The following is an 18,807-nucleotide window of genomic DNA, read 5'->3' on the forward strand; positions in this document are numbered from 1 at the left end:
ACTTCGTTCGGGCATCGAATAAAGTTCAGGCGATACAGGAAAGACCGACCGACGGAAAGGGCGCCACATGACCGCCGCCGAGGAGCAGCCCGGCTCCGCCGAGCACGTCCTCGAACTCGTCGCGAGCGGCACCGCGGCCTCCCGCGCCGATCTCGTACGGGAGTTGGGGCTCGCCGCCTCCACCGTCTCCGCACGGGTGCAGGAGCTGGTGGACGCCGGGCTGCTCACCGAATACGGCGAGGGCGCCTCGCGTGGCGGCCGTCGACCCCGCCTGCTGCGGATACCGGACAGCGGGGGCATCGCGCTCGCCGCCGACCTGGGCAGCCATCACGCCCGCGTCGGCGCGGTCGGCCGCACGGGCGCCACCTTCGACGTGACCGAGCACTCCTTCGACCTGACGGCCGGTCCCGACCGGGCCCTGGAGCCGCTGGTGGGGCGGCTCGCCGAGCTCGCGGACCGCCAGCGCGCGGCGGGCCGCACGGTGCGGGCCGTCGGTGTCGGCTTCCCCGGCCCCGTGGACACGGGCACGGGCCAGGTCATCGCCCCGGCCCGGATGCCCGGCTGGCATCTGTACGAGCTGCGCGACCGGCTCGCCGAGCGGCTCGGCCTGCCCGTCCTCGTCGACAACGACGCCAACATGATGGCCCTCGGCGAGCACCGGGCCGCCCACCCCGGGCTGCGCCACCTCGTCGTCGTCAAGGCGGGCCGCGGCATCGGCTCCGGCGTGATCAGCGACGGCCGCCTCTACCGGGGGGCGCGCGGCTCGGCGGGCGACATCAGCCATGTGCGCGTCGACGCGGCCGCCGAGCGCCCCTGCTCCTGCGGCAACATCGGCTGCCTGGAGACCGTCGCCAGCGGCGCCGCGATCGCCGCCGAACTGCGCACGCTCGGCATCGGCGTCGACGGGTCGACGGATGTGCTGCGCCTGGTGACGGACGGCGAGCCGAACGCGACCACCCTGGTACGGCAGGCCGGCCGGCACATCGGGGCCGTCCTGTCCGTCGTCGTCAACTTCTTCAACCCGGAGGCGGTGGTCCTCGCGGGGGCCCTCGCCGAGGCCGAGCCGCTGGTCGCCGCGGTCCGCGGGATGCTGTACGAGCGGTGTCTGCCGATGGCGACGAGCGAACTGACGATCACGGCGGCCACGAGCGGCGCCGACGCGGGGCTGCTCGGGGCGGGCCACGCGGCGCTGCGCGAACTCGCCCCCGGCAGCCGGCCGGTGCCCACGGCCCCGGCCGCCCCCCGATGACGCCCGTGCCGCACCGGCCGTACGACACCGGCCCGCGCGGCCGGTCCGCCCACCCCTGGACACCGCCCCTCGACGCATCCGACCGGCGCAGCCGACCGGCGCGACCGGACGCACCCCGGCGCATCCGAAAGCGAGACAGCATGGCTTCCACCGCACCCCGCCCGGCCGACGGTCCGGCGGCAGGACCGGACCCGGACAGCACGGCGGCGCCCCCGGGCCGTCGTCGCCTGCGCATCGGCATCGGCGGCATGTCCATCGAGTCCAGTACCTTCTGCCCGCACCGCACGACCTACGACGACTTCCGGATCACCCGCGGCGCCGAGTTGCTGGACCGCTACACCTGGACGGCGCCCGACGGCGACCTCGCGGAGCGCGCCGAGTGGGTGCCCCTGCTCCACGCCGTCTCGCTCCCCGGCGGTCCGGTCGAGCGCGGGACCTACGACCGGATCAAGGACGAGCTGATCGAGCGGCTGCGGCGGGCCGGTCCGCTCGACGGGCTGGTCTACGACATCCACGGCGCGATGAGCGTCGTCGGCCTGGAGGACGCCGAGGGCGATCTCACCGAGGCCGTACGGGAGGCGATCGGGCCCGACGCGCTGATCTCCGCCGCCATGGACCTGCACGGCAATGTCTCCCGCCGCTTCGCCGGCCGGCTCGACCTGATCACCGCCCACCGGCTCGCCCCGCACGAGGACGCCTGGGAGACCCGCGAGCGCGCCGCCCGCAAGCTGGTGGAGCGCCTGGCCTCCGGCAGGGGCCGCCCGCATCTGGCCTGGGTGCAGATCCCGGTACTGCTGCCCGGGGAGCGCACCAGCACCCGCCTGGAGCCCGCCAAGTCGCTGTACGGGCGGCTGGCCGCCGTGGAGGCGATGGACGGCGTCGTGGACGCGGCGATCTGGGTGGGCTACGCCTGGGCCGACGAACCGCGCTGCCGGGCGGCCGTCGTGGTGACCGGCGACGACCCCGTACTCGCCGTCGAGCAGGCCCGCTCCCTCGCCCGCGAGTACTGGGAGATGCGCCGCGACTTCGCCTTCGTCGGCCCCACCGGAGACGCCGACGAGTGCGTCACCGAGGCCGTCGCCTCCTCCGCCCGCCCCTTCCTGATCAGCGACTCCGGCGACAATCCCACCGCCGGGGGCGCCGGGGACCTCGCCTATATGCTCGGGCGGCTGCTGGCCAACGAGGACCTGGCCGCCGGCCGCGCCACCGCCCTGCACCCCGGGATCACCGACCCGGCGGCGGTCGCGGAGTGCTTCGCCGCCGGGCCGGGCGCGACGGTCCGGCTGTCCGTCGGCGGCGGGATCAGCCGGGGGACGGCGGACCACGCCGCGCCCTGCGAACTGACCGGCGAGGTGGTCGCCCTGCGCCGGGACGACCCGGTCGGCGGGGATCTCGCGGCGGTGCGCCACGGGGGCGTCACGGCGATCCTGGTCAGCCGCCGCAAGCCGTTCCACACCCTGGCCGACTTCGGCGAGCTGGACCCGCGCGGCTATGACCTCGTCGTCGTCAAGATCGGCTACCTGGAGCCCGAGCTGTACGACCTGGCGGCGGACTGGCGGCTCGCGCTCACCCCCGGCGGGGTCGACCAGGATCTGGCGCGCCTGGGCCATCGGCGCCTCGTGCGGCCGCTGTACCCCTTCGACGACGAGGGGTTCGAGGTGCCGCATCTGGAGCCGATGCTGCTCTAGGGGTGGCCGGTGGGTCGTGGCGCCTGCGGCGGGCTGCTCCCCTACCCGCCCCTTCCCGGCAGCATCGATATGCGGCTCCGCCGCGTGGGGGCTCCGCCCCAGACCCCGTGGCCGGACACCCCGGACATGTGCGGGCATCCGCCGCGTCGGCGTGCCGATGTCGAACCGCGACCAGCCCCGCCCCGCGAACGCCCTGGCCCCTGGCCCCTGGCCCCCGCCCACCGGCCACCGCGTCACAAGCGGCGCGTTCGGCGCCCTGACCGGATAGCTGATCGCGGCGGCGGCCGGCCCGCCGAACCCCCGGGGTCCAGGGGCGTAGCCCCTGGTAGCGGGAAGGGGCGGGGAGGGGGAATGAACCGCCGGGCACCCCGTAGGAGCGCGGAAGCGCATACGACGGCGGCGGGGTGCGTCCTCGCGCACCCCGCCGCCGTCAGGAACCGAAACGGACGAACGCCGAGCCGGTCAGCCCTCGACGCCCAGCTTCTCCAGGATCAGCTCGCGTACCCGCGCCGCGTCCGCCTGGCCGCGTGTGGCCTTCATGACCGCGCCGACCAGCGCACCCGCCGCCGCGACCTTGCCGCCGCGGATCTTGTCGGCGATGGCCGCGTTGGCCGCGATCGCCTCGTCCACGGCCGTGCCCAGCGCGCCCTCGTCCGAGACGACCTTCAGCCCGCGCGCGGTGACGACCTGGTCCGGGTCGCCCTCGCCCGCGAGGACGCCCTCGATGGTCTGGCGGGCCAGCTTGTCGTTGAGCGAACCCTCCTGGACCAGCGCGCACACCCGGGCGACCTGGGCCGGGGTGATCGGCAGCGCCGCGAGCTCCACGCCGTCCTCGTTGGCACGGCGGGCCAGCTCGCCCATCCACCACTTACGGGCCTGGTCGGCCGGGGCGCCCTCGTCCATCGTGGCCGTGATCAGGTCGATCGCGCCCGCGTTGAGCACCGACTGCATCTCGTGCCGGGACAGGCCCCACTCCTCGCGCAGCCGGTTGCGGCGCACCCGCGGCAGCTCCGGAAGCCCGCCGCGCAGCTCCTCCACCCACGTCCGGGCGGGGGCGACCGGCACCAGGTCGGGCTCGGGGAAGTAGCGGTAGTCCTCGGCCTCCTCCTTGACCCGGCCGGAGGTCGTGGAGCCGTCCTCCTCGTGGAAGTGGCGGGTCTCCTGGATGATCGTGCCGCCGTCGTTCAGCACCGCGGCGTGGCGCTGGACCTCGAAGCGGACCGCGCGCTCGACCGACCGCAGCGAGTTGACGTTCTTGGTCTCGGAGCGGGTGCCGAACTTGTCGGCGCTCTGCGGGCGCAGCGACAGGTTCACATCGCAGCGCATCTGGCCCATCTCCATGCGCGCCTCGGAGACCCCGAGCGACTTGATGAGCTCGCGCAGTTCGGTCACATACGCCTTGGCGACCTCCGGGGCCTTCGCCCCGGCGCCGACGATCGGCTTGGTGACGATCTCGATCAGCGGGATCCCGGCCCGGTTGTAGTCCAGGAGGGAGTGCTGGGCGCCGTGGATGCGGCCGGTCGCGCCACCCACGTGGGTGGACTTGCCGGTGTCCTCCTCCATATGGGCGCGCTCGATCTCGACGCGGAAGACCTCCCCGTCGACGTCGACGTCCAGATAGCCGTTGAAGGCGATCGGCTCGTCGTACTGCGACGTCTGGAAGTTCTTCGGCATGTCCGGATAGAAGTAGTTCTTCCGGGCGAAGCGGCACCATTCGGCGATCTCGCAGTTGAGCGCGAGACCGATCTTGATGGCGGACTCGACGCCGGTCGCGTTGACCACCGGGAGCGAGCCGGGCAGGCCGAGGCAGGTGGGGCAGGTCTGCGTGTTGGGCTCGGCGCCCAGCGCCGTGGAGCACCCGCAGAACATCTTGGTCTTGGTGCCGAGCTCGACGTGCACCTCGAGCCCCATCACGGGGTCGTAGGTTGCGAGGGCGTCCTCGTACGACACCAGTTCAGTGACGGTCACGGAAAAACTAACCTCTCAGTCCGCGAGGACGTCGTCGTCGCCCATGCGCTTGAGCTCGCGGATGAGCAGGGCGACGCCGGTGACGATGGCGGCGGCCGAGACCACCGCGTCGGCCAGCTGCAGCTTGTCGTTCTCGAATCGGGCCTTCTTGGCCTGCTTCGCCACACTGACCGCGCCGAACAGCGAGGTCGCGATGGACAGGTAGGTGCCGGGCCTGGACTTCTTGAAGCCCTTCGCCTTCTTGATCGCACTCATAGTGACGGTGCCTCCTCGATCAGCGGGTGGCCCCACTTGCCGATGAGCGCGGCCTCGACCGCGGCACCGACCTTGTAGAGCCGGTCGTCGGCCATGGCGGGGGCGATGATCTGCAGTCCGACCGGCAGACCGTCCTCCGGTGCCAGACCGCAGGGCAGTGACATGGCCGCGTTCCCCGCGAGGTTGGTGGGAATCGTGCACAGGTCGGCCAGATACATCGCCATCGGGTCGTCGGCGCGCTCGCCGATCGGGAAGGCGGTGGTCGGGGTGGTCGGCGAGATCAGCACGTCGACCCGCTCGAACGCCTTCTCGAAGTCGCGCTTGATCAGCGTACGGACCTTCTGCGCGGAGCCGTAGTACGCGTCGTAGTAGCCGGAGCTGAGCGCGTAGGTGCCGAGCATGATCCGGCGCTTGACCTCGGCGCCGAAGCCCTCCGCGCGGGTGAGCGCGGTGACGTCCTCGGCGGACTTGGTGCCGTCGTCGCCCACCCGCAGGCCGTAGCGCATGGCGTCGAAGCGGGCCAGGTTGGACGAGCACTCGGACGGCGCGATCAGGTAGTACGCGGCCAGCGCCTTGTCGAAGGACGGGCAGGAGATCTCCTCGATCTCGGCGCCCAGCTCCCGCAGCAGCTCCACCGACTCGTTGAAACGCTGCATGACTCCGGCCTGGTAGCCCTCGCCCGCGAACTCCTTGACGACGCCGATCCGCATGCCCCGCACGCTTCCGTTGCGGGCGGCCTCGACGACGGCCGGGACCGGCTCGTCGATGGAGGTCGAGTCCATCGGGTCGTGCCCGGCGATGACCTCGTGCAGCAGCGCCGCGTCCAGCACGGTGCGGGCGCAGGGCCCGCCCTGGTCGAGGGAGGACGAGAACGCCACCATGCCGTACCGGGAGACCCCGCCGTACGTCGGCTTGACCCCGACCGTGCCGGTGACGGCGGCGGGCTGGCGGATCGAGCCGCCGGTGTCGGTGCCGATGGCCAGCGGGGCCTGGAAGGAGGCCAGCGAGGCGGAGGAGCCGCCGCCGGAGCCGCCGGGGACCCGGGTGAGGTCCCAGGGGTTGCCGGTGGGGCCGAAGGCGCTGTTCTCGGTCGAGGACCCCATGGCGAACTCGTCCATGTTGGTCTTGCCGAGGACGATCACGTCCGCGTCCCGCAGCCGCTGGGTGACGGTCGCGTCGTACGGCGGGACCCACCCGTCGAGGATCTTGGAACCGACCGTGGTCGGGATCCCCTTGGTGGTGAAGATGTCCTTGAGCGCGAGCGGAACACCGGCCAGCGGGCCCAGCTCCTCGCCGCGCTCCCGCTTCGCGTCGACGGCGCGCGCCTGGGCGAGCGCCCCCTCACGGTCCACGTACAGGAAGGCGTGCACCTTCTCGTCGACGGCCTCGATACGGGCCAGGTGCGCCTCGGTCACCTCGACGGCGGTGACCTCGCCGGAGGCGATCCTGGCGGCGATCTCGGCCGCGGTGAGCCTGGTCAGGTCGGTCACGGTGGTCACTCCTCCCCCAGGATCTGCGGCACCTTGAAACGCTGCTGCTCCTGGGCCGGGGCGCAGGCCAGCGCCTGCTGCGGGGTCAGGGATGGACGGACCTCGTCCGGGCGCATGACGTTGGTCAGCGGCAGCGGGTGAGAGGTCGGCGGAACGTCTTGGTCGGCGACCTCGGAGACGCGGGCGACCGCGCCGATGATGTCGTCGAGCTGTCCGGCGAAGTGGTCTAGCTCTTCGGCCTTCAGCTCCAGACGCGCCAGCCGGGCGAGGTGGGCGACCTCCTCGCGCGTGATGCCAGGCATGCAGCGATCCTCTGGGTGAGTGTGGAGTGTTTCGGCCCCAATCCTATGGCGCTCCCCGCACCCGGCGCGAAAGGCTTTGGCGCAACGCGTTGTGGGCGATCGTTCCGCGAGGGGGCACCTCCCAGCGGTAGCTGGGGGAGGAACGGGTGGGCACAACCCACCCACCGGCCCGCACCCGCCGACGAAACGCCAAGGGGCAGCACCGGCGCCGAACCCCTACGTCACCGGCTGATCCGCGTCCTCGTCCGCGGGAGTGGCTTCCTTACTCGACGGCTCCGCCGTCTCGCGGTGCCAGCCGCTCTCACCCCGCGCCCGCAGCCACGCCGTCATCTCCTCCGGCGGCATCGCCGCGGCCACCAGCCAGCCCTGGACCGCGTCGCAGCCCAGATCCCGCAGCCGCTCCCAGGTCTCGTCGTCCTCGACCCCCTCCGCGACCACGAGCAGGCCCAGCGAGTGGGCGAGGTCGACCGTACAGCGGACGATCTCCGCGTCCTCGTTGTCCACCGCCAGCCGGGCCACGAAGGAACGGTCGATCTTGAGCTCGCTCACCGGCAGCCGCCGCAGATGGACCAGCGACGAATACCCCGTCCCGAAGTCGTCCAGCGACATCTTCACCCCATGACCGGTGAGCCCGGCCAGGGTGTCGGCGGCCCGCTGCGGGTCCTCCAGCAGGACGTGCTCGGTTATCTCCAGCTGCAGGGCGCCCGCCGGGACCCCGTGCCGGGCCAGCCGCCCGGCGACCGCGCCCGCGAAGCCGGGGGTGTGGACATCGCGCGGCGAGACATTGACGGCGACGGGCACCTCGAGGCCGTCGGCGCGCCACCGCGCGACCTGGCCCAGCGCCGTCTCCAGGACGTACTCGGTCAGCCGGGGCATCAGACCGGAGCTCTCGGCCATGGAGATGAACTCGTCCGGCGGCACCTTCCCCCGGTCCGGGTGCACCCAGCGCACCAGGGCCTCCAGGCCCGCCACATGGCCGTCGAAGCCGACCTTGGGCTGGTAGTGCAGCTCGACGTCGCCCGCGTCCAGGGCGCGCCGCAGATCGCCGAGCAGACCGAGCCGGTCGGGGGTGTTGCCGTCCCGTCGCGCCTCGTACAGCTCGACTCCGCTGCGGTCCCGCTTGGCCTGGTACATCGCGACATCGGCACGGCGCAGCAGCCCCTCGGCGTCCAGCGCGTGGTCGGGGTAGACGGCGACGCCCGCGCTGGCCTCGAGCACCAGGGTCAGCCCGTCCAGGTCGAGCGGGGAGCCGAGGTCGCCGACGAGGACGCGGGCGCTGCGCTGGGCGCTGGTGAGCGAGTCGGTGGTGGGCAGCAGCACGGCGAACTCGTCGCCGCCGAGCCGGGCCACCTCCGCCCCGCGCGGCAGGGCGAGCCGCAGCCGCTCGGCGATCTGGAGCAGCAGCCGGTCACCGGCCAGATGGCCCAGGGTGTCGTTGACCGAACGGAAGCGGTCGAGGTCCAGCAGCACCAGCGCGGTGCGGGTGCCGGCCCGCTCGGCCTCGTCCAGCGCGGTCCAGGTGCGCTCCAGCAGCCACTGGCGGTTGGGCAGCCCGGTGAGCGGGTCGCGCAGCTGCTCCTCGGCGCGGACCCGGGCGATCCACAGCGTGGAGTCCAGGGCGACCAGCGGCACCGCGAACAGCGGGAGCAGCAGCGGGGTGTCCCCGGCGACGACCACGATGAGGGGGGCGATGCCGAGGAGCGCGATGCCGACGAGGGCCTGCCGGAAGAGGGCGGTGCGGGCGACGGTGGGCAGTCCGGCGCCGGGCGGGGCGAGGGAGCACCACAGCAGGGCGCGGGTCACCGCGAGATAGACGAAGGCGGCCAGGGCCGTCTGGGGGATGGCGGACACCTGCCAGGTGTCGGTGCGCCAGGGGTGTTCGACGGAGGGGGTGGTGCCGAAGGCGGCGAGGGTGAGGGCGGCCGCACCCACCCCGAGGATGTCGACCGCGCCGTGCAGGGCGGCCTGCCGCCATCGGTGCCGGCGGGCGGCGCCGACCAGGACGACCACGGCGAGGCTGACCAGCACGGCCGGAATCCAGCCGTACAGCAGCAGCGCCGCCAGGGTTAACGCGGCCCCGGAGCCGGTGCCGCCCCACCAGCGGTCACGGCCGAGGGCGACCAGATGGCCGACGATGATTCCGGTGAGCACGGCGAGCGACCAGCCCACGGTTCCGTCGGGAAAGAGCGCATTGCCCGCGTCGAGCACTCGGAACACTCCGATACCGAGTGCGAAAGCCGCCATGGCGACCGCAGCGGCCGGCAGCGCGGGCAGCACGGCCCGGCGCAGCCGCGACGCCGGGGCGGCGCTTTCGGTCGGTTTCATACCCGTCCCTCTCACAGCCGGCGGTGCCAGCGCCACGGCGGGCGCACACCTCAACAGTAGGCGGCAGAAGGGGAAGACGGGCGGCGATCGGCGACGGTTCCCCGAATGCCGCCCGACGATCCATGACCTTCTGCTATGCGCTGTAAGGGTGATGCCCGCCGGCTGTACCCGGGAAGTGCTCCCAGTCGTAATCCGGCCAGGTTTGGACCCATTGAGCGGACAAGATGGCCGGAGTACTGCGCCGGATGGGTGGAGCGGCTACTCCAACCGCCGCTCCACCGGCCGTCCGTGCTACTCCGCGGACTCTTCCCCGGCCTCTTCCCCGGACTCTTCCGGGGGCGTCAACGCGACCTCTCTCGCCGCGTCGGGCCCCTGTTCGAGCAGGACGCGAAATCCGTCCTCATCGAGCACGGGAACCTTCACCTGCATGGCCTTGTCATACTTCGAGCCCGGATTATCGCCGACGACGACGAAATCGGTCTTTTTCGAAACCGATCCGGTGACTTTGGCACCACGGCTCTGCAGGGCCTCCTTGGCCCCATCCCTGGTGTACGACTGCAGCGTTCCGGTGACGACGACGGTGAGGCCCCCCAGCGGACGTGGCCCTTCGTCCTCGCCGCCCTCCTCCTCCAGCCGGACCCCGGCACGCCGCCATTTCTCGACGATCTGGCGGTGCCAGTCGACCGCGAACCACTCCTTGAGCGAGGCGGCGATGGTCGGCCCGACCCCCTCCACGGCCGCCAGCTCCTCCTCGTCCGCCTCGGCGATCCGGTCCAGCGAGCGGAATTCCCGGGCCAGCGCGGTGGCGGCCACGGGGCCGACATGACGGATCGAAAGGCCGGTGATGATCCGGGCCAGCGGGCGCTCCTTGGCCGCCTCGATATTGGCCAGCATCGCCAGGGCGTTCTTCTTCGCCTCGCCCTTCTGGGTGGCGAAGAAGGTGACCACCTTCTCCTCACCGGTCTCCGGATCACGCTTGGGCAGTCCGCTGTCCGGGTCCAGTACATGCGACCGAATGGGCAGCAGTTGTTCGATCTTCAGGTCGAACAGATCGCCCTCGTCCTTCAGCGGCGGTTCCGCGGGTTCCAGCGGCTGGGTGAGGGCGGCGGCGGCGACATAGCCGAGGTTCTCGATGTCCAGGGATTTCCGCCCGGCGAGATAGAAAATCCGCTCGCGCAGCTGCGCCGGGCAGGACCGGCCGTTGGGACACCGCAGATCGACATCGCCCTCCTTGGCGGGCTGCAGCGGCGTATCGCACTCGGGGCAGGCGGCCGGCATCACGAATTCCCGCTCGCTGCCGTCCCGCAGATCGACGACCGGGCCCAGGATTTCCGGAATGACATCACCCGCTTTGCGGAGCACCACGGTGTCGCCGATCAGCACGCCTTTGGCCTTGACCACGTCCTGGTTGTGCAGCGTCGCGAATTCGACCTCCGAACCCGCGACCGTGATCGGCTCGACCACCGCATAAGGCGTCACCCGCCCCGTGCGCCCCACGCCCACCCGGATGTCCACCAGCTTGGTGTTGACCTCCTCGGGCGGGAACTTCCAGGCGATCGCCCAGCGCGGCGCCCGCGAGGTGGAGCCGAGCCGCCCCTGCAGCGGGATCTCGTCCAGCTTGACGACCGCGCCGTCGATCTCGTGCTCCACCGAGTGCCGGTGCTCGCTCTCGCCGTAGTACGCGATGTACTCGCGCACGCCCTCGATCGAGTCCACCACCGAGAAGTGGGCGGCGGTGGGCAACCCCCACTCGTGCAGCAGCTCGTACGCCTGCGACAGCCGGTCGATGTCGAAGCCCTCGCGCGCCCCGATGCCGTGCACCACCATGTCCAGCGGCCGGGACGCGGTGATCTTCGGGTCCTTCTGGCGCAGCGAACCCGCCGCCGCGTTCCGGGGGTTGGCGAAGGGCGGCTTGCCCGCCTCCACCAGCCGGGCGTTCAGCTCCTCGAACCGCTCGCGGGGCAGGAAGACTTCGCCGCGCACCTCCACCAGCGCCGGGACGCGGTCGCCCGTCAGCCGGTTGGGGATCTTGGCAATCGTCCGCACATTGGGCGTGATGTCCTCGCCGGTACGGCCGTCGCCACGGGTCGCGGCGCGGGTCAGCCGCCCTTGCTCATAGGTGAGGTTGACCGCGAGGCCGTCCACCTTCAGCTCGCACAGGAAGTGGTACGAACCGCTGCCCAGCTCCTTGGCGATGCGGTCCGCCCAGGTGGCCAGCTCGTCGTCGTCGAAGGCGTTGTCCAGGCTGAGCATCCGCTCTCGGTGCGCGACCTCGGTGAACTCCGTCTCGTACGCCCCCGCGACCTTCTGGGTCGGCGAATCGGGCGTACGGAGCGTGGGATGCTCCTCCTCCAGTGCCTCCAGCTCGCGCATGAGCTTGTCGAACTCGGCGTCACTGACGACCGGCGCGTCCTTCACGTAGTACCGGAAGCGGTGCTCCTCGATCTGCTCAGCGAGCCTGGCGTGCCTCTCCCGCACTTCGGCGGGGACCTTCGACTGCTGTTCGCCGGCCACCGTGTCGTCCTCCCGTTACTCAGGGTTGTCCGCGAGCGATCTCGCCGCCCGGACGCAGTGGGCCAGCGCGGCACGGGCGTACCCGGGCGAGGCGCCCGCGAGCCCGCACGACGGGGTGACCACCACCGACTCCGCGAGAGTCGCCGGTGCCAGCCCCAGCCTGCGCCACAGCGTCCTGACACCCCCGACGCTACCGGCAGGGTCCGACAATGCCGTGTCGGTGCCGGGTACCGCGCCGATGAGGAGTGCCGTACCGCCTTCCACGGCTTCCCCGATCGCCTCCTCCTCACCCTCCGTGAGCAGTGACAGATCGAAGGAGATCCCCGCGACCCCCGCGCGCCGCAGCAGCCCGAACGGCACGGCCGGCGCGCACGAATGCACCACCACCGGCCCGTCGGCCGCCTCCACCAGGGTCCGCAGCGCGCCCTCGACCACGCCCCGGTCCACGGCGGCGTGGGTGCGGTAGCCGCTCGCCGTACGGACGCTCCCGCGCAGCACCGACGTCAGCGACGGCTCGTCGAGCTGGAGCACCACCTCGGCGCCCGGCACCCGGCGGCGCACCTCCGCCAGATGGGCGCGCACGCCCTCGGCGAGCGAGGCCGTGAGGTCCCGGCAGGCGCCCGGGTCGCTCAGCGCGGCCTCACCGCCGCGCAGTTCGAGGGCGGCGGCCAGGGTCCAGGGCCCCACGGCCGACACCTTGAGCGCGCCCTGGTGCCCCTGGGTGAACTCCTCCAGCGCGTCCAGGTCCTCGCCCAGCCAGGAGCGGGCCCGCCGGGTGTCCCGGCCCGGCCGGTCGCTGATCCGCCAGCCGCTGGGCTCGACATGCGCGTACAGCTCGGCCAGCATCCCGGCGGTGCGCCCGATCATGTCCGCGCCGGGACCGCGCGCGGGCAGCTCCGGAAGGTACGGCAGGGCCTCCAGCGAGCCGGTGACGGTCTTCGCGGCCTCCCGCGCGTCGCCGCCCGGCATCGATCCGACGCCGCTGGCGGCACCGGGGGGCCATGGGTGGTGGGTGTTGGTGCTCTTGTCGCTCACCCGCGAAAGGGTAAGCGGTCCGCTGGGGTGCCCCGAGATTCCGGGGTGCCCCGAGATGCAGTCGGTCATCCGCGGCGCCGTTGTGGCTGAGCGCGCCGTTCCCCGCGCCCCTTCGGGGCGCTCAGCCGCGAGGGCGGATCTGGAGGTCGGTGATCTCGGCGTCGTGCGGCAGGTCGAGCGCGGTCAGGATGGTCGTCGCCACGGTCTCGGGCGCGATCCAGCGCTCCGCGTCGTAGTCCTTGCCCTCCTGCTGGTGCACCTTCACCTGCATCGGGGTGGCCGTGCGCCCCGGGTAGACCGTGGTCACCCGGACGCCGTTGCCGCTCTCCTCCCAGCGCAGCGCGTCGGCCAGCGCCTTGAGCCCGTGCTTGCTGGCGGCGTACGCGGCCCACTGGGCGTTGGCGCGCAGCCCGGCGCCGGAGTTGACGAAGACGACATGCCCCTGGGCGAGCCGCAGCTGCGGCAGCAGCAGCCGGGTCAGCTCGGCGGGCGCCACGAGGTTGGCGGCGAGCTGGCGGTTCCATGCCTTCGGGGTCAGCTCCCCGACCTCGCCCAGGTCGACCACTCCGGCGATGTGCAGCAGCGAGTCCAGCCGGTCGGGCAGCGCCTGATGGCCCAGCGCCCAGGACAGCCGGTCCGGGTCGGCCAGGTCACCGACGACCGTCCGCACCCCCGGGAACCGCTCCGCCAGCTCCTTCGCCCGCCCGGCGTCCCTCGCGAGCAGCCACAGCTCGTCGCCGCGCTCGGCCAGCCGCTCGGTGACCGCCGCGCCGATGCCCGAGCCTGCCCCAGTGATCAGATGCGTTCCCATGCTCCCCAGCTTGCCTCACCGACGGACGCGCCCCGACCACGGTCCCGGCTTGGCGCGATCCCATGCCCGAAACCCGGGCGGACTTCCCGCCAAGCGCTCCCATCCTGTAACGGGCGCGGCGCCGGCTGTTACGAGGCCGGGACTCAGACGGACTCCAGATACGCCATGGCCTCCGCCCCGTTCTCCGCGAAGAAGACCAGCTCGCTCAGCGGCCGGGGCAGGAACCCCTCCTCCTCCATCCGCTGGAACTGCTGCCTCAGGCCGTCGTAGAACCCCGCCGCGTTGAGCAGCACCACCGGCTTGATGTGCAGCCCGTGCTTCTTCAGCTCCAGGATCTCGGTGGCCTCGTCCAGCGTCCCGGTGCCGCCGACCATGATCACGACGGCGTCGGCGCGGGCGAGCAGCTGCGCCTTGCGCTCGGCGAGGTCCTTGGCGATCACCATCTCGTCGGCGTTCTCCCGGGCCTTGGCGGCGAGGAACTCCACCGAGATCCCGACCAGCCGCCCCCCGTGCTCCTGCACCCCGTCCGCCATCACCTTCATCAGCCCGACGTCGGACCCGCCCCAGACCAGCGTGTGCCCGCCCTTGCCGATCAGCTCGGCGAACTCGCGGGCGGGGGCGGTGTAACGGTCGTCGAGATCGGCGGCGGAGCAGAAGACGCAGATATCCATGCGCGCCACTCTACGAGCCGGGTCGGACACCCCCGCCGCCCCGGCGGGGCGCGCGATGCGCGCCGTGCGGCGCCCTGGGTTCGGCCGCCATCGGCCGGGTACGGGCGCCCGCGCCGGTGGCCGATCCGCACGGCGGCGATCCGGTCGGCCGGTCACCGGACCGTGGCCGTATGCCGGGGTGTCCGGTTCGTTCTCGCCGCCCTGCACCACCAGGTCGCGGGCCTCCCCCTGACCGCGAACACCCGGTGAGCGCTCCGGGTGGCCGGCAGCGGGTCCGGAACCCGCCACCGGCCACCCGACCGGATCAGAGGTCAGGGGCCAGGGGCCCAGGGTCAGCGGGTGAAGTGGAAGATGCCCCAGGTCACATGGCGGTTGCTGCCGCCCTCGACCCAGTTGCTCAGCCCCTTCTTCATATGGGTGAGGTAGTCGGCGCTGATCTGCTCCGCCAGGCCGTCCGCCTCCTGGCGCCGGGTTTCCTCAAGGACCCGGGCGTAGTGGGTGATCAGATGCTCGCGGTGTTCCTGGAAGCCGCCGCCGACCTCGATGAAGCCGAGCCGCGCCAGTTCATGGCGGTAGAACTCGGGTGACCCCATGGTCTCCAGATGGATGCGGTCCAGGATGGGGCGGAGGGTTTCGGCGGGGCAGCCGTCGGCCGCCATGGGGTCGGTGAAGATGAGGTGACCGCCGGGGCGCAGCACGCGGGCGGCCTCCTCCAGGGGGCGGGCCCGGTTGCCGCTGTGCAGGAACGCGTCCTGGGACCAGACGACGTCGACGCTGTCGTCCGGCAGCGGGATGGACTCGAAGGAGCCGTCCATCACCTCGATGGCCTCGGTCAGCCCGCGCTCGGCGTTCAGCGCGCGATGCCGCTCGTTCTCCACCTCGCTGAGGTTGAGCGCCATGACCCGGCAGCCGTACGTCTCGGCCAGATAGCGCGCCGAGCCGCCGAAGCCCGCTCCGAGGTCGAGGACGACGGAGGACTCGGTCAGGTCCAGCTGCCCGGCCATCCGGGCCACGGTGCGCCTGCTGGCCTCGGCGATCGGCTCGTCGGGCCGGTCGTAGATGCCGATGTGGATGTCCTCGCCGCCCCAGACACTCCAGTAGAAGGCGTCGGCGTCCGCGGAGTTGTAGTAGTCGCGGGCGGTGCCCACGGCTCCCGAATACTCCCCGTTCGCCGTGACCGCACCGACCGGGCCGACCGGCTCCTCCGTGGTGCGGTACTCCTTCTCCGCGACGTGGATGAAGAAGTCGGGCCGCTCCGCACGGTAGGTGTGCTGGAAGTCGCCGTACGTCTCGATCCGCTGGAAGCCGACCTCCTCCATCAGCCTGCGCGTGTAGTCCTTGCGCAGCGGAAACATGTTGAGGTGGTAGACGGATTCGTCGGGGAAGCTGTAGCGCATGCGCACCAGCCCCTCGTCCACGTACTCCGGTTCGACGGCGACGTCTTCTCCGCAGTAGTAGTACACATGCTTGCTGCTGTAGCCGCGATCGAGGATCGCGTCGTAGTTGCGCTGGTCCAGGATCAGGATTCCGTCATGCTTGAGCATGGCGTAGAACTCCGCGAGCGCCTTGCGCCGGTCGCGCTCGGAGAACAGATGCGTGAAGGAGTTCCCGAGGCAGACGATGGCGTCGTACTCGCCGTGGGCGTCGCGGTTGAGCCAGCGCCAGTCGGCCTGGACGACGCGGAGGATGTGGTCGCCGTGCTTGAGCCCGTTCGAGAATGCCTGGGCGAGCATCTCGGCACTGCCGTCGGCGCTCACGGCCTCGAATCCGGCCTCGAGCAGCCGGACCGAATGGAAGCCGGTCCCGGTGGCCACGTCCAGGACCTTCTTGACGCCGCGCTCGCGCAGCAGGTCGATGAAGAACGTACCTTCGCTCTCCGCCCTCCGGTCCCAGTCGATCAGCGAGTCCCACTTTTCTACGAAGCTGGGTACGTACTCCTCTGTGTAGTGATCAGTGTCCCTGACATCAACTGGATTGTCGCCAAATTTCTGTACAGGTTGCGCAGAAATAACGGAACCTCCGGTGCTGAGACAGCGGACCACGGCACCCGTGTCCGCGGGGCGCATTCCCAGATTCACGTGCCGCATGCCACCGGAATGGCCGGACGCACGTTAATTTAAGAAAAACTGATCGCGCCAAACGGAGATCAACCACCCAATCCTGACTTTCGGCTTCTTTCTCACCAAAAGCGGATATCCACCTGAAGCCTGGAGCCTACGAGGCGACCGCCTGGGCCCGCTCGGTCGCGGCGATGGTCGCGGAGCCGACCACCCGAGTGTCGTCGTAGAGCACGATCGCCTGCCCGGGCGCCACGCCCCGAACCGGCTCGGTGAAGGTCACCCGCAGCTCGGTTTCCCCGATTCGCTCGGCCATCACCTCGGTTTCGCCGCCATGTGCGCGCAACTGGGCGGTGTACGTGCCCGGGCCCACCGGAGGGGCCCCGCACCAGCGCGGCTTGATGGCGGTGAGGGCGGTCACGTCCAGGGCCTCGACGGGGCCGACGGTGACCGTGTTGTCCACCGGGGAGATGTCCAGGACATAGCGCGGCTTGCCGTCGGGCGCCGGATGGCCGATGCGCAGCCCCTTGCGCTGGCCGATGGTGAAGCCGTACGCGCCCTCGTGGCTGCCCAGCCTGTGCCCGTCCTCGTCGACGATGTCGCCCTCGGCCGTACCGAGGTGCCGGGCCAGGAAGCCCTGGGTGTCGCCGTCGGCGATGAAGCAGATGTCATGGCTGTCGGGCTTCTTGGCCACGGCCAGGTCCCGCCGCTCCGCCTCCGCGCGGATCTCGTCCTTGGTGGTCAGGGTGTCGCCGAGGGGGAACATCGCGTGGGCGAGCTGGCGCTCGTCGAGCACGCCGAGGACATAGGACTGGTCCTTGGCCATGTCGCTGGCGCGGTGCAGCTCGCGCGAGCCGTCCGCGCGCTCCACGATCGTGGCGTAGTGCCCGGTGCAGACGGCGTCGAAGCCGAGGGCGAGCGCCTTGTCCAGCAGCGCGGCGAACTTGATCTTCTCGTTGCAGCGCAGACACGGATTGGGGGTGCGACCCGCCTCGTACTCGGCGATGAAGTCCTCGACCACGTCCTCGCGGAAGCGCTCGGCGAGATCCCATACGTAGAAGGGGATCCCGATCACATCGGCGGCCCGCCGGGCGTCCCGCGAGTCCTCGATGGTGCAACAGCCACGGGCGCCGGTGCGGAACGACTGCGGGTTGGCGGAGAGCGCGAGATGGACGCCGGTCACATCGTGGCCCGCCTCGGCCGCCCGCGCGGCGGCGACCGCGGAGTCCACACCGCCGGACATGGCGGCGAGGACGCGCAGCCGACGGCCGTCGCGGGGACCTGTGGGCGCACCGGGGAAGTCAGTCATAACCCGGCCAGCATAAGTCGGTACGTACGCAACGACTAAATGGGTATGGAGCGGCCGGCCACCGCCCCGCTCAGCTCGCCCGCGCCCGTTCCAGCACCCGCTGGACGAGGTCCAGGGCCTGGTCGGCGTCCTTGCCGAGGTAGATCAGATCGACGAAAGCGTGCTGGACGCCCGCCTCCCGCTCGGCCCGGACCAGGGCCGTCGCGATGTCCTCCACGGAGGCGTCGGCGCTCGGGTTGACGCGCAGGATCGTGTCGAACGCCGCCGGGTCCCGGCCCTCCCGCTCGACCGCTTCCCGCACCCCGGGCAGCCGCTCGGCGAGGGCGGCGATGGGGTCGGGCGCGCCGGACCCGGCGGGGACGACCACGATGGGCAGCCAGCCGTCGGCGCGCCGGGCCACCCGGCGCATGGCCGCGGGCGCGAAGGCGGCGAGGTAGACGGGCGGGCGGGGCCGCGAGGCCGGTTTGAGGTCGACGTGGGAGGCGGGCACGGCCCAGTGGTCCCCGCGGTACTCGACCGGGTTCCGGGTCCACCAGGCGTCCAGGGCGTCCAGGCATTCGTCCAGGCGCCGGCCGCGCTCGGCCATGGGGACGTCCACCGCCTCGTACTCCTCTGGCGACCAGCCGGTGCCGAGCCCGACCAGCAGCCGCCCCGCGCTCAGCAGGTCGACGGTGGTGAGGGAGCGGGCGAGCAGCGCGGGCGGGTACCAGGGGGCGTTGATCACATCGGTGCCGAGCCCGACCCGCTCGGTGGCCGCGGCGGCGGTGGCCAGTACGGCGAAGGGGTCCAGCGCGGCGCGGAATTCGGACGGGATCACATCGGTGCCCGCGTAGCCGACGATCGGGTCGACCGGGGCGAGCAGGCGGTCCCCGACCCACAGGCTGTCCGCGCCGAGTTCCTCGGCCTGGCGCGCGAACCGCGCGATGTCCTCGGGGTGGTGGGCGAGCGGACCGAACTGGGGAAGGGCGAATCCGATGCGCATACCGTCAGCTCCTCGTCGAGCGGATGGACACATTCCGGTGGACGCACTCCACGGTACGGAGAGGTACCGGGAAGTACGGGAGGCGCGGGGCCCAGAGACAGTTCAACGTTCATCTACCCGGACGGCCAGAGGGCCACCGCCCGGAACGAAG

Annotated in this window: 14 protein-coding genes; 2 read left to right on the top strand and 12 right to left on the bottom strand. The window is 71.8% G+C overall.

Annotation, left to right across the window (positions count from 1 at the left end; translation table 11 throughout):
* Positions 1-67 precede the first annotated feature (67 nt).
* Both LIV37_RS16400 and LIV37_RS16405 read left to right on the top strand, forming a co-directional pair.
* Positions 68-1,249: an ROK family transcriptional regulator gene (locus LIV37_RS16400; protein ID WP_020868237.1), complete on the top strand. Its 1,182-nt coding sequence runs from the start codon at positions 68-70 to the stop codon at positions 1,247-1,249.
* A 140-nt stretch (positions 1,250-1,389) separates the two neighbouring features.
* Positions 1,390-2,937, top strand: coding sequence for a M81 family metallopeptidase (locus LIV37_RS16405; protein WP_020868238.1), 1,548 nt, complete (start codon positions 1,390-1,392; stop codon positions 2,935-2,937).
* Between the two features lie 462 nt (positions 2,938-3,399).
* Here LIV37_RS16405 and gatB read toward each other — a convergent pair whose 3' ends face one another.
* From gatB to LIV37_RS16465, 12 genes are all read right to left on the bottom strand, one after another.
* Positions 3,400-4,905, bottom strand: coding sequence for an Asp-tRNA(Asn)/Glu-tRNA(Gln) amidotransferase subunit GatB (gatB, locus tag LIV37_RS16410; protein ID WP_020868239.1), 1,506 nt, complete (start codon positions 4,903-4,905; stop codon positions 3,400-3,402).
* Between the two features lie 15 nt (positions 4,906-4,920).
* Complete coding sequence (locus tag LIV37_RS16415; RefSeq protein WP_020868240.1) at positions 4,921-5,160, bottom strand: hypothetical protein; 240 nt, start codon at positions 5,158-5,160, stop codon at positions 4,921-4,923.
* Positions 5,157-6,650: an Asp-tRNA(Asn)/Glu-tRNA(Gln) amidotransferase subunit GatA gene (gene gatA / locus LIV37_RS16420; protein ID WP_121825424.1), complete on the bottom strand. Its 1,494-nt coding sequence runs from the start codon at positions 6,648-6,650 to the stop codon at positions 5,157-5,159. Before gatA ends, LIV37_RS16415 begins: the two co-directional genes overlap by 4 nt.
* Before the next feature lie 5 nt (positions 6,651-6,655).
* A complete protein-coding gene (gene gatC / locus LIV37_RS16425) occupies positions 6,656-6,952 on the bottom strand; it encodes an Asp-tRNA(Asn)/Glu-tRNA(Gln) amidotransferase subunit GatC (RefSeq protein ID WP_020868242.1) in 297 nt (98 codons plus the stop codon).
* A gap of 216 nt (positions 6,953-7,168) precedes the next feature.
* The gene (locus tag LIV37_RS16430; protein WP_020868243.1) at positions 7,169-9,277 is read right to left on the bottom strand and encodes a putative bifunctional diguanylate cyclase/phosphodiesterase; all 2,109 of its coding nucleotides are present in this window, start codon (positions 9,275-9,277) and stop codon (positions 7,169-7,171) included.
* A gap of 291 nt (positions 9,278-9,568) precedes the next feature.
* A complete protein-coding gene (gene ligA / locus LIV37_RS16435; protein WP_020868244.1) occupies positions 9,569-11,791 on the bottom strand; it encodes an NAD-dependent DNA ligase LigA in 2,223 nt (740 codons plus the stop codon).
* Positions 11,792-11,806: 15 nt separating this feature from the next.
* Entirely contained in the window at positions 11,807-12,760 is a 954-nt protein-coding gene (locus LIV37_RS16440) for a methionine synthase (RefSeq protein WP_121825423.1), read from the bottom strand.
* A 187-nt stretch (positions 12,761-12,947) separates the two neighbouring features.
* Positions 12,948-13,637 (bottom strand): SDR family oxidoreductase, encoded by a 690-nt coding sequence (locus tag LIV37_RS16445; protein ID WP_020868246.1) that lies wholly within the window; start codon positions 13,635-13,637, stop codon positions 12,948-12,950.
* Between the two features lie 143 nt (positions 13,638-13,780).
* Complete coding sequence (locus LIV37_RS16450) at positions 13,781-14,308, bottom strand: LOG family protein (protein ID WP_020868247.1); 528 nt, start codon at positions 14,306-14,308, stop codon at positions 13,781-13,783.
* 332 nt (positions 14,309-14,640) lie between these two features.
* A complete protein-coding gene (locus LIV37_RS16455) occupies positions 14,641-16,395 on the bottom strand; it encodes a glycine/sarcosine N-methyltransferase (protein ID WP_121824870.1) in 1,755 nt (584 codons plus the stop codon).
* 127 nt (positions 16,396-16,522) lie between these two features.
* Positions 16,523-17,674: a tRNA 2-thiouridine(34) synthase MnmA gene (gene mnmA, locus LIV37_RS16460; protein WP_020868249.1), complete on the bottom strand. Its 1,152-nt coding sequence runs from the start codon at positions 17,672-17,674 to the stop codon at positions 16,523-16,525.
* A gap of 70 nt (positions 17,675-17,744) precedes the next feature.
* Positions 17,745-18,656, bottom strand: a complete 912-nt coding sequence (locus LIV37_RS16465) for a TIGR03619 family F420-dependent LLM class oxidoreductase (protein ID WP_020868250.1) — start codon at positions 18,654-18,656, stop codon at positions 17,745-17,747.
* Positions 18,657-18,807: the final 151 nt, after the last annotated feature.

The organism is Streptomyces rapamycinicus NRRL 5491, assembly GCF_024298965.1.
GTDB lineage: Bacteria > Actinomycetota > Actinomycetes > Streptomycetales > Streptomycetaceae > Streptomyces > Streptomyces rapamycinicus.

Coding starts and splice junctions, on each gene's coding strand:
- LIV37_RS16400 (WP_020868237.1), top strand. CDS start 68: ATGACCGCCGCCGAGGAGCAGCCCGGCTCCGCCGAGCACGTCCTCGAA.
- LIV37_RS16405 (WP_020868238.1), top strand. CDS start 1,390: ATGGCTTCCACCGCACCCCGCCCGGCCGACGGTCCGGCGGCAGGACCG.
- LIV37_RS16415 (WP_020868240.1), bottom strand. CDS start 5,160: ATGAGTGCGATCAAGAAGGCGAAGGGCTTCAAGAAGTCCAGGCCCGGC.
- gatC (WP_020868242.1), bottom strand. CDS start 6,952: ATGCCTGGCATCACGCGCGAGGAGGTCGCCCACCTCGCCCGGCTGGCG.
- LIV37_RS16430 (WP_020868243.1), bottom strand. CDS start 9,277: ATGAAACCGACCGAAAGCGCCGCCCCGGCGTCGCGGCTGCGCCGGGCC.
- LIV37_RS16440 (WP_121825423.1), bottom strand. CDS start 12,760: ATGCCGGGCGGCGACGCGCGGGAGGCCGCGAAGACCGTCACCGGCTCG.
- LIV37_RS16445 (WP_020868246.1), bottom strand. CDS start 13,637: ATGGGAACGCATCTGATCACTGGGGCAGGCTCGGGCATCGGCGCGGCG.
- LIV37_RS16450 (WP_020868247.1), bottom strand. CDS start 14,308: ATGGATATCTGCGTCTTCTGCTCCGCCGCCGATCTCGACGACCGTTAC.
- LIV37_RS16455 (WP_121824870.1), bottom strand. CDS start 16,395: ATGCGGCACGTGAATCTGGGAATGCGCCCCGCGGACACGGGTGCCGTG.
- mnmA (WP_020868249.1), bottom strand. CDS start 17,674: ATGACTGACTTCCCCGGTGCGCCCACAGGTCCCCGCGACGGCCGTCGG.
- LIV37_RS16465 (WP_020868250.1), bottom strand. CDS start 18,656: ATGCGCATCGGATTCGCCCTTCCCCAGTTCGGTCCGCTCGCCCACCAC.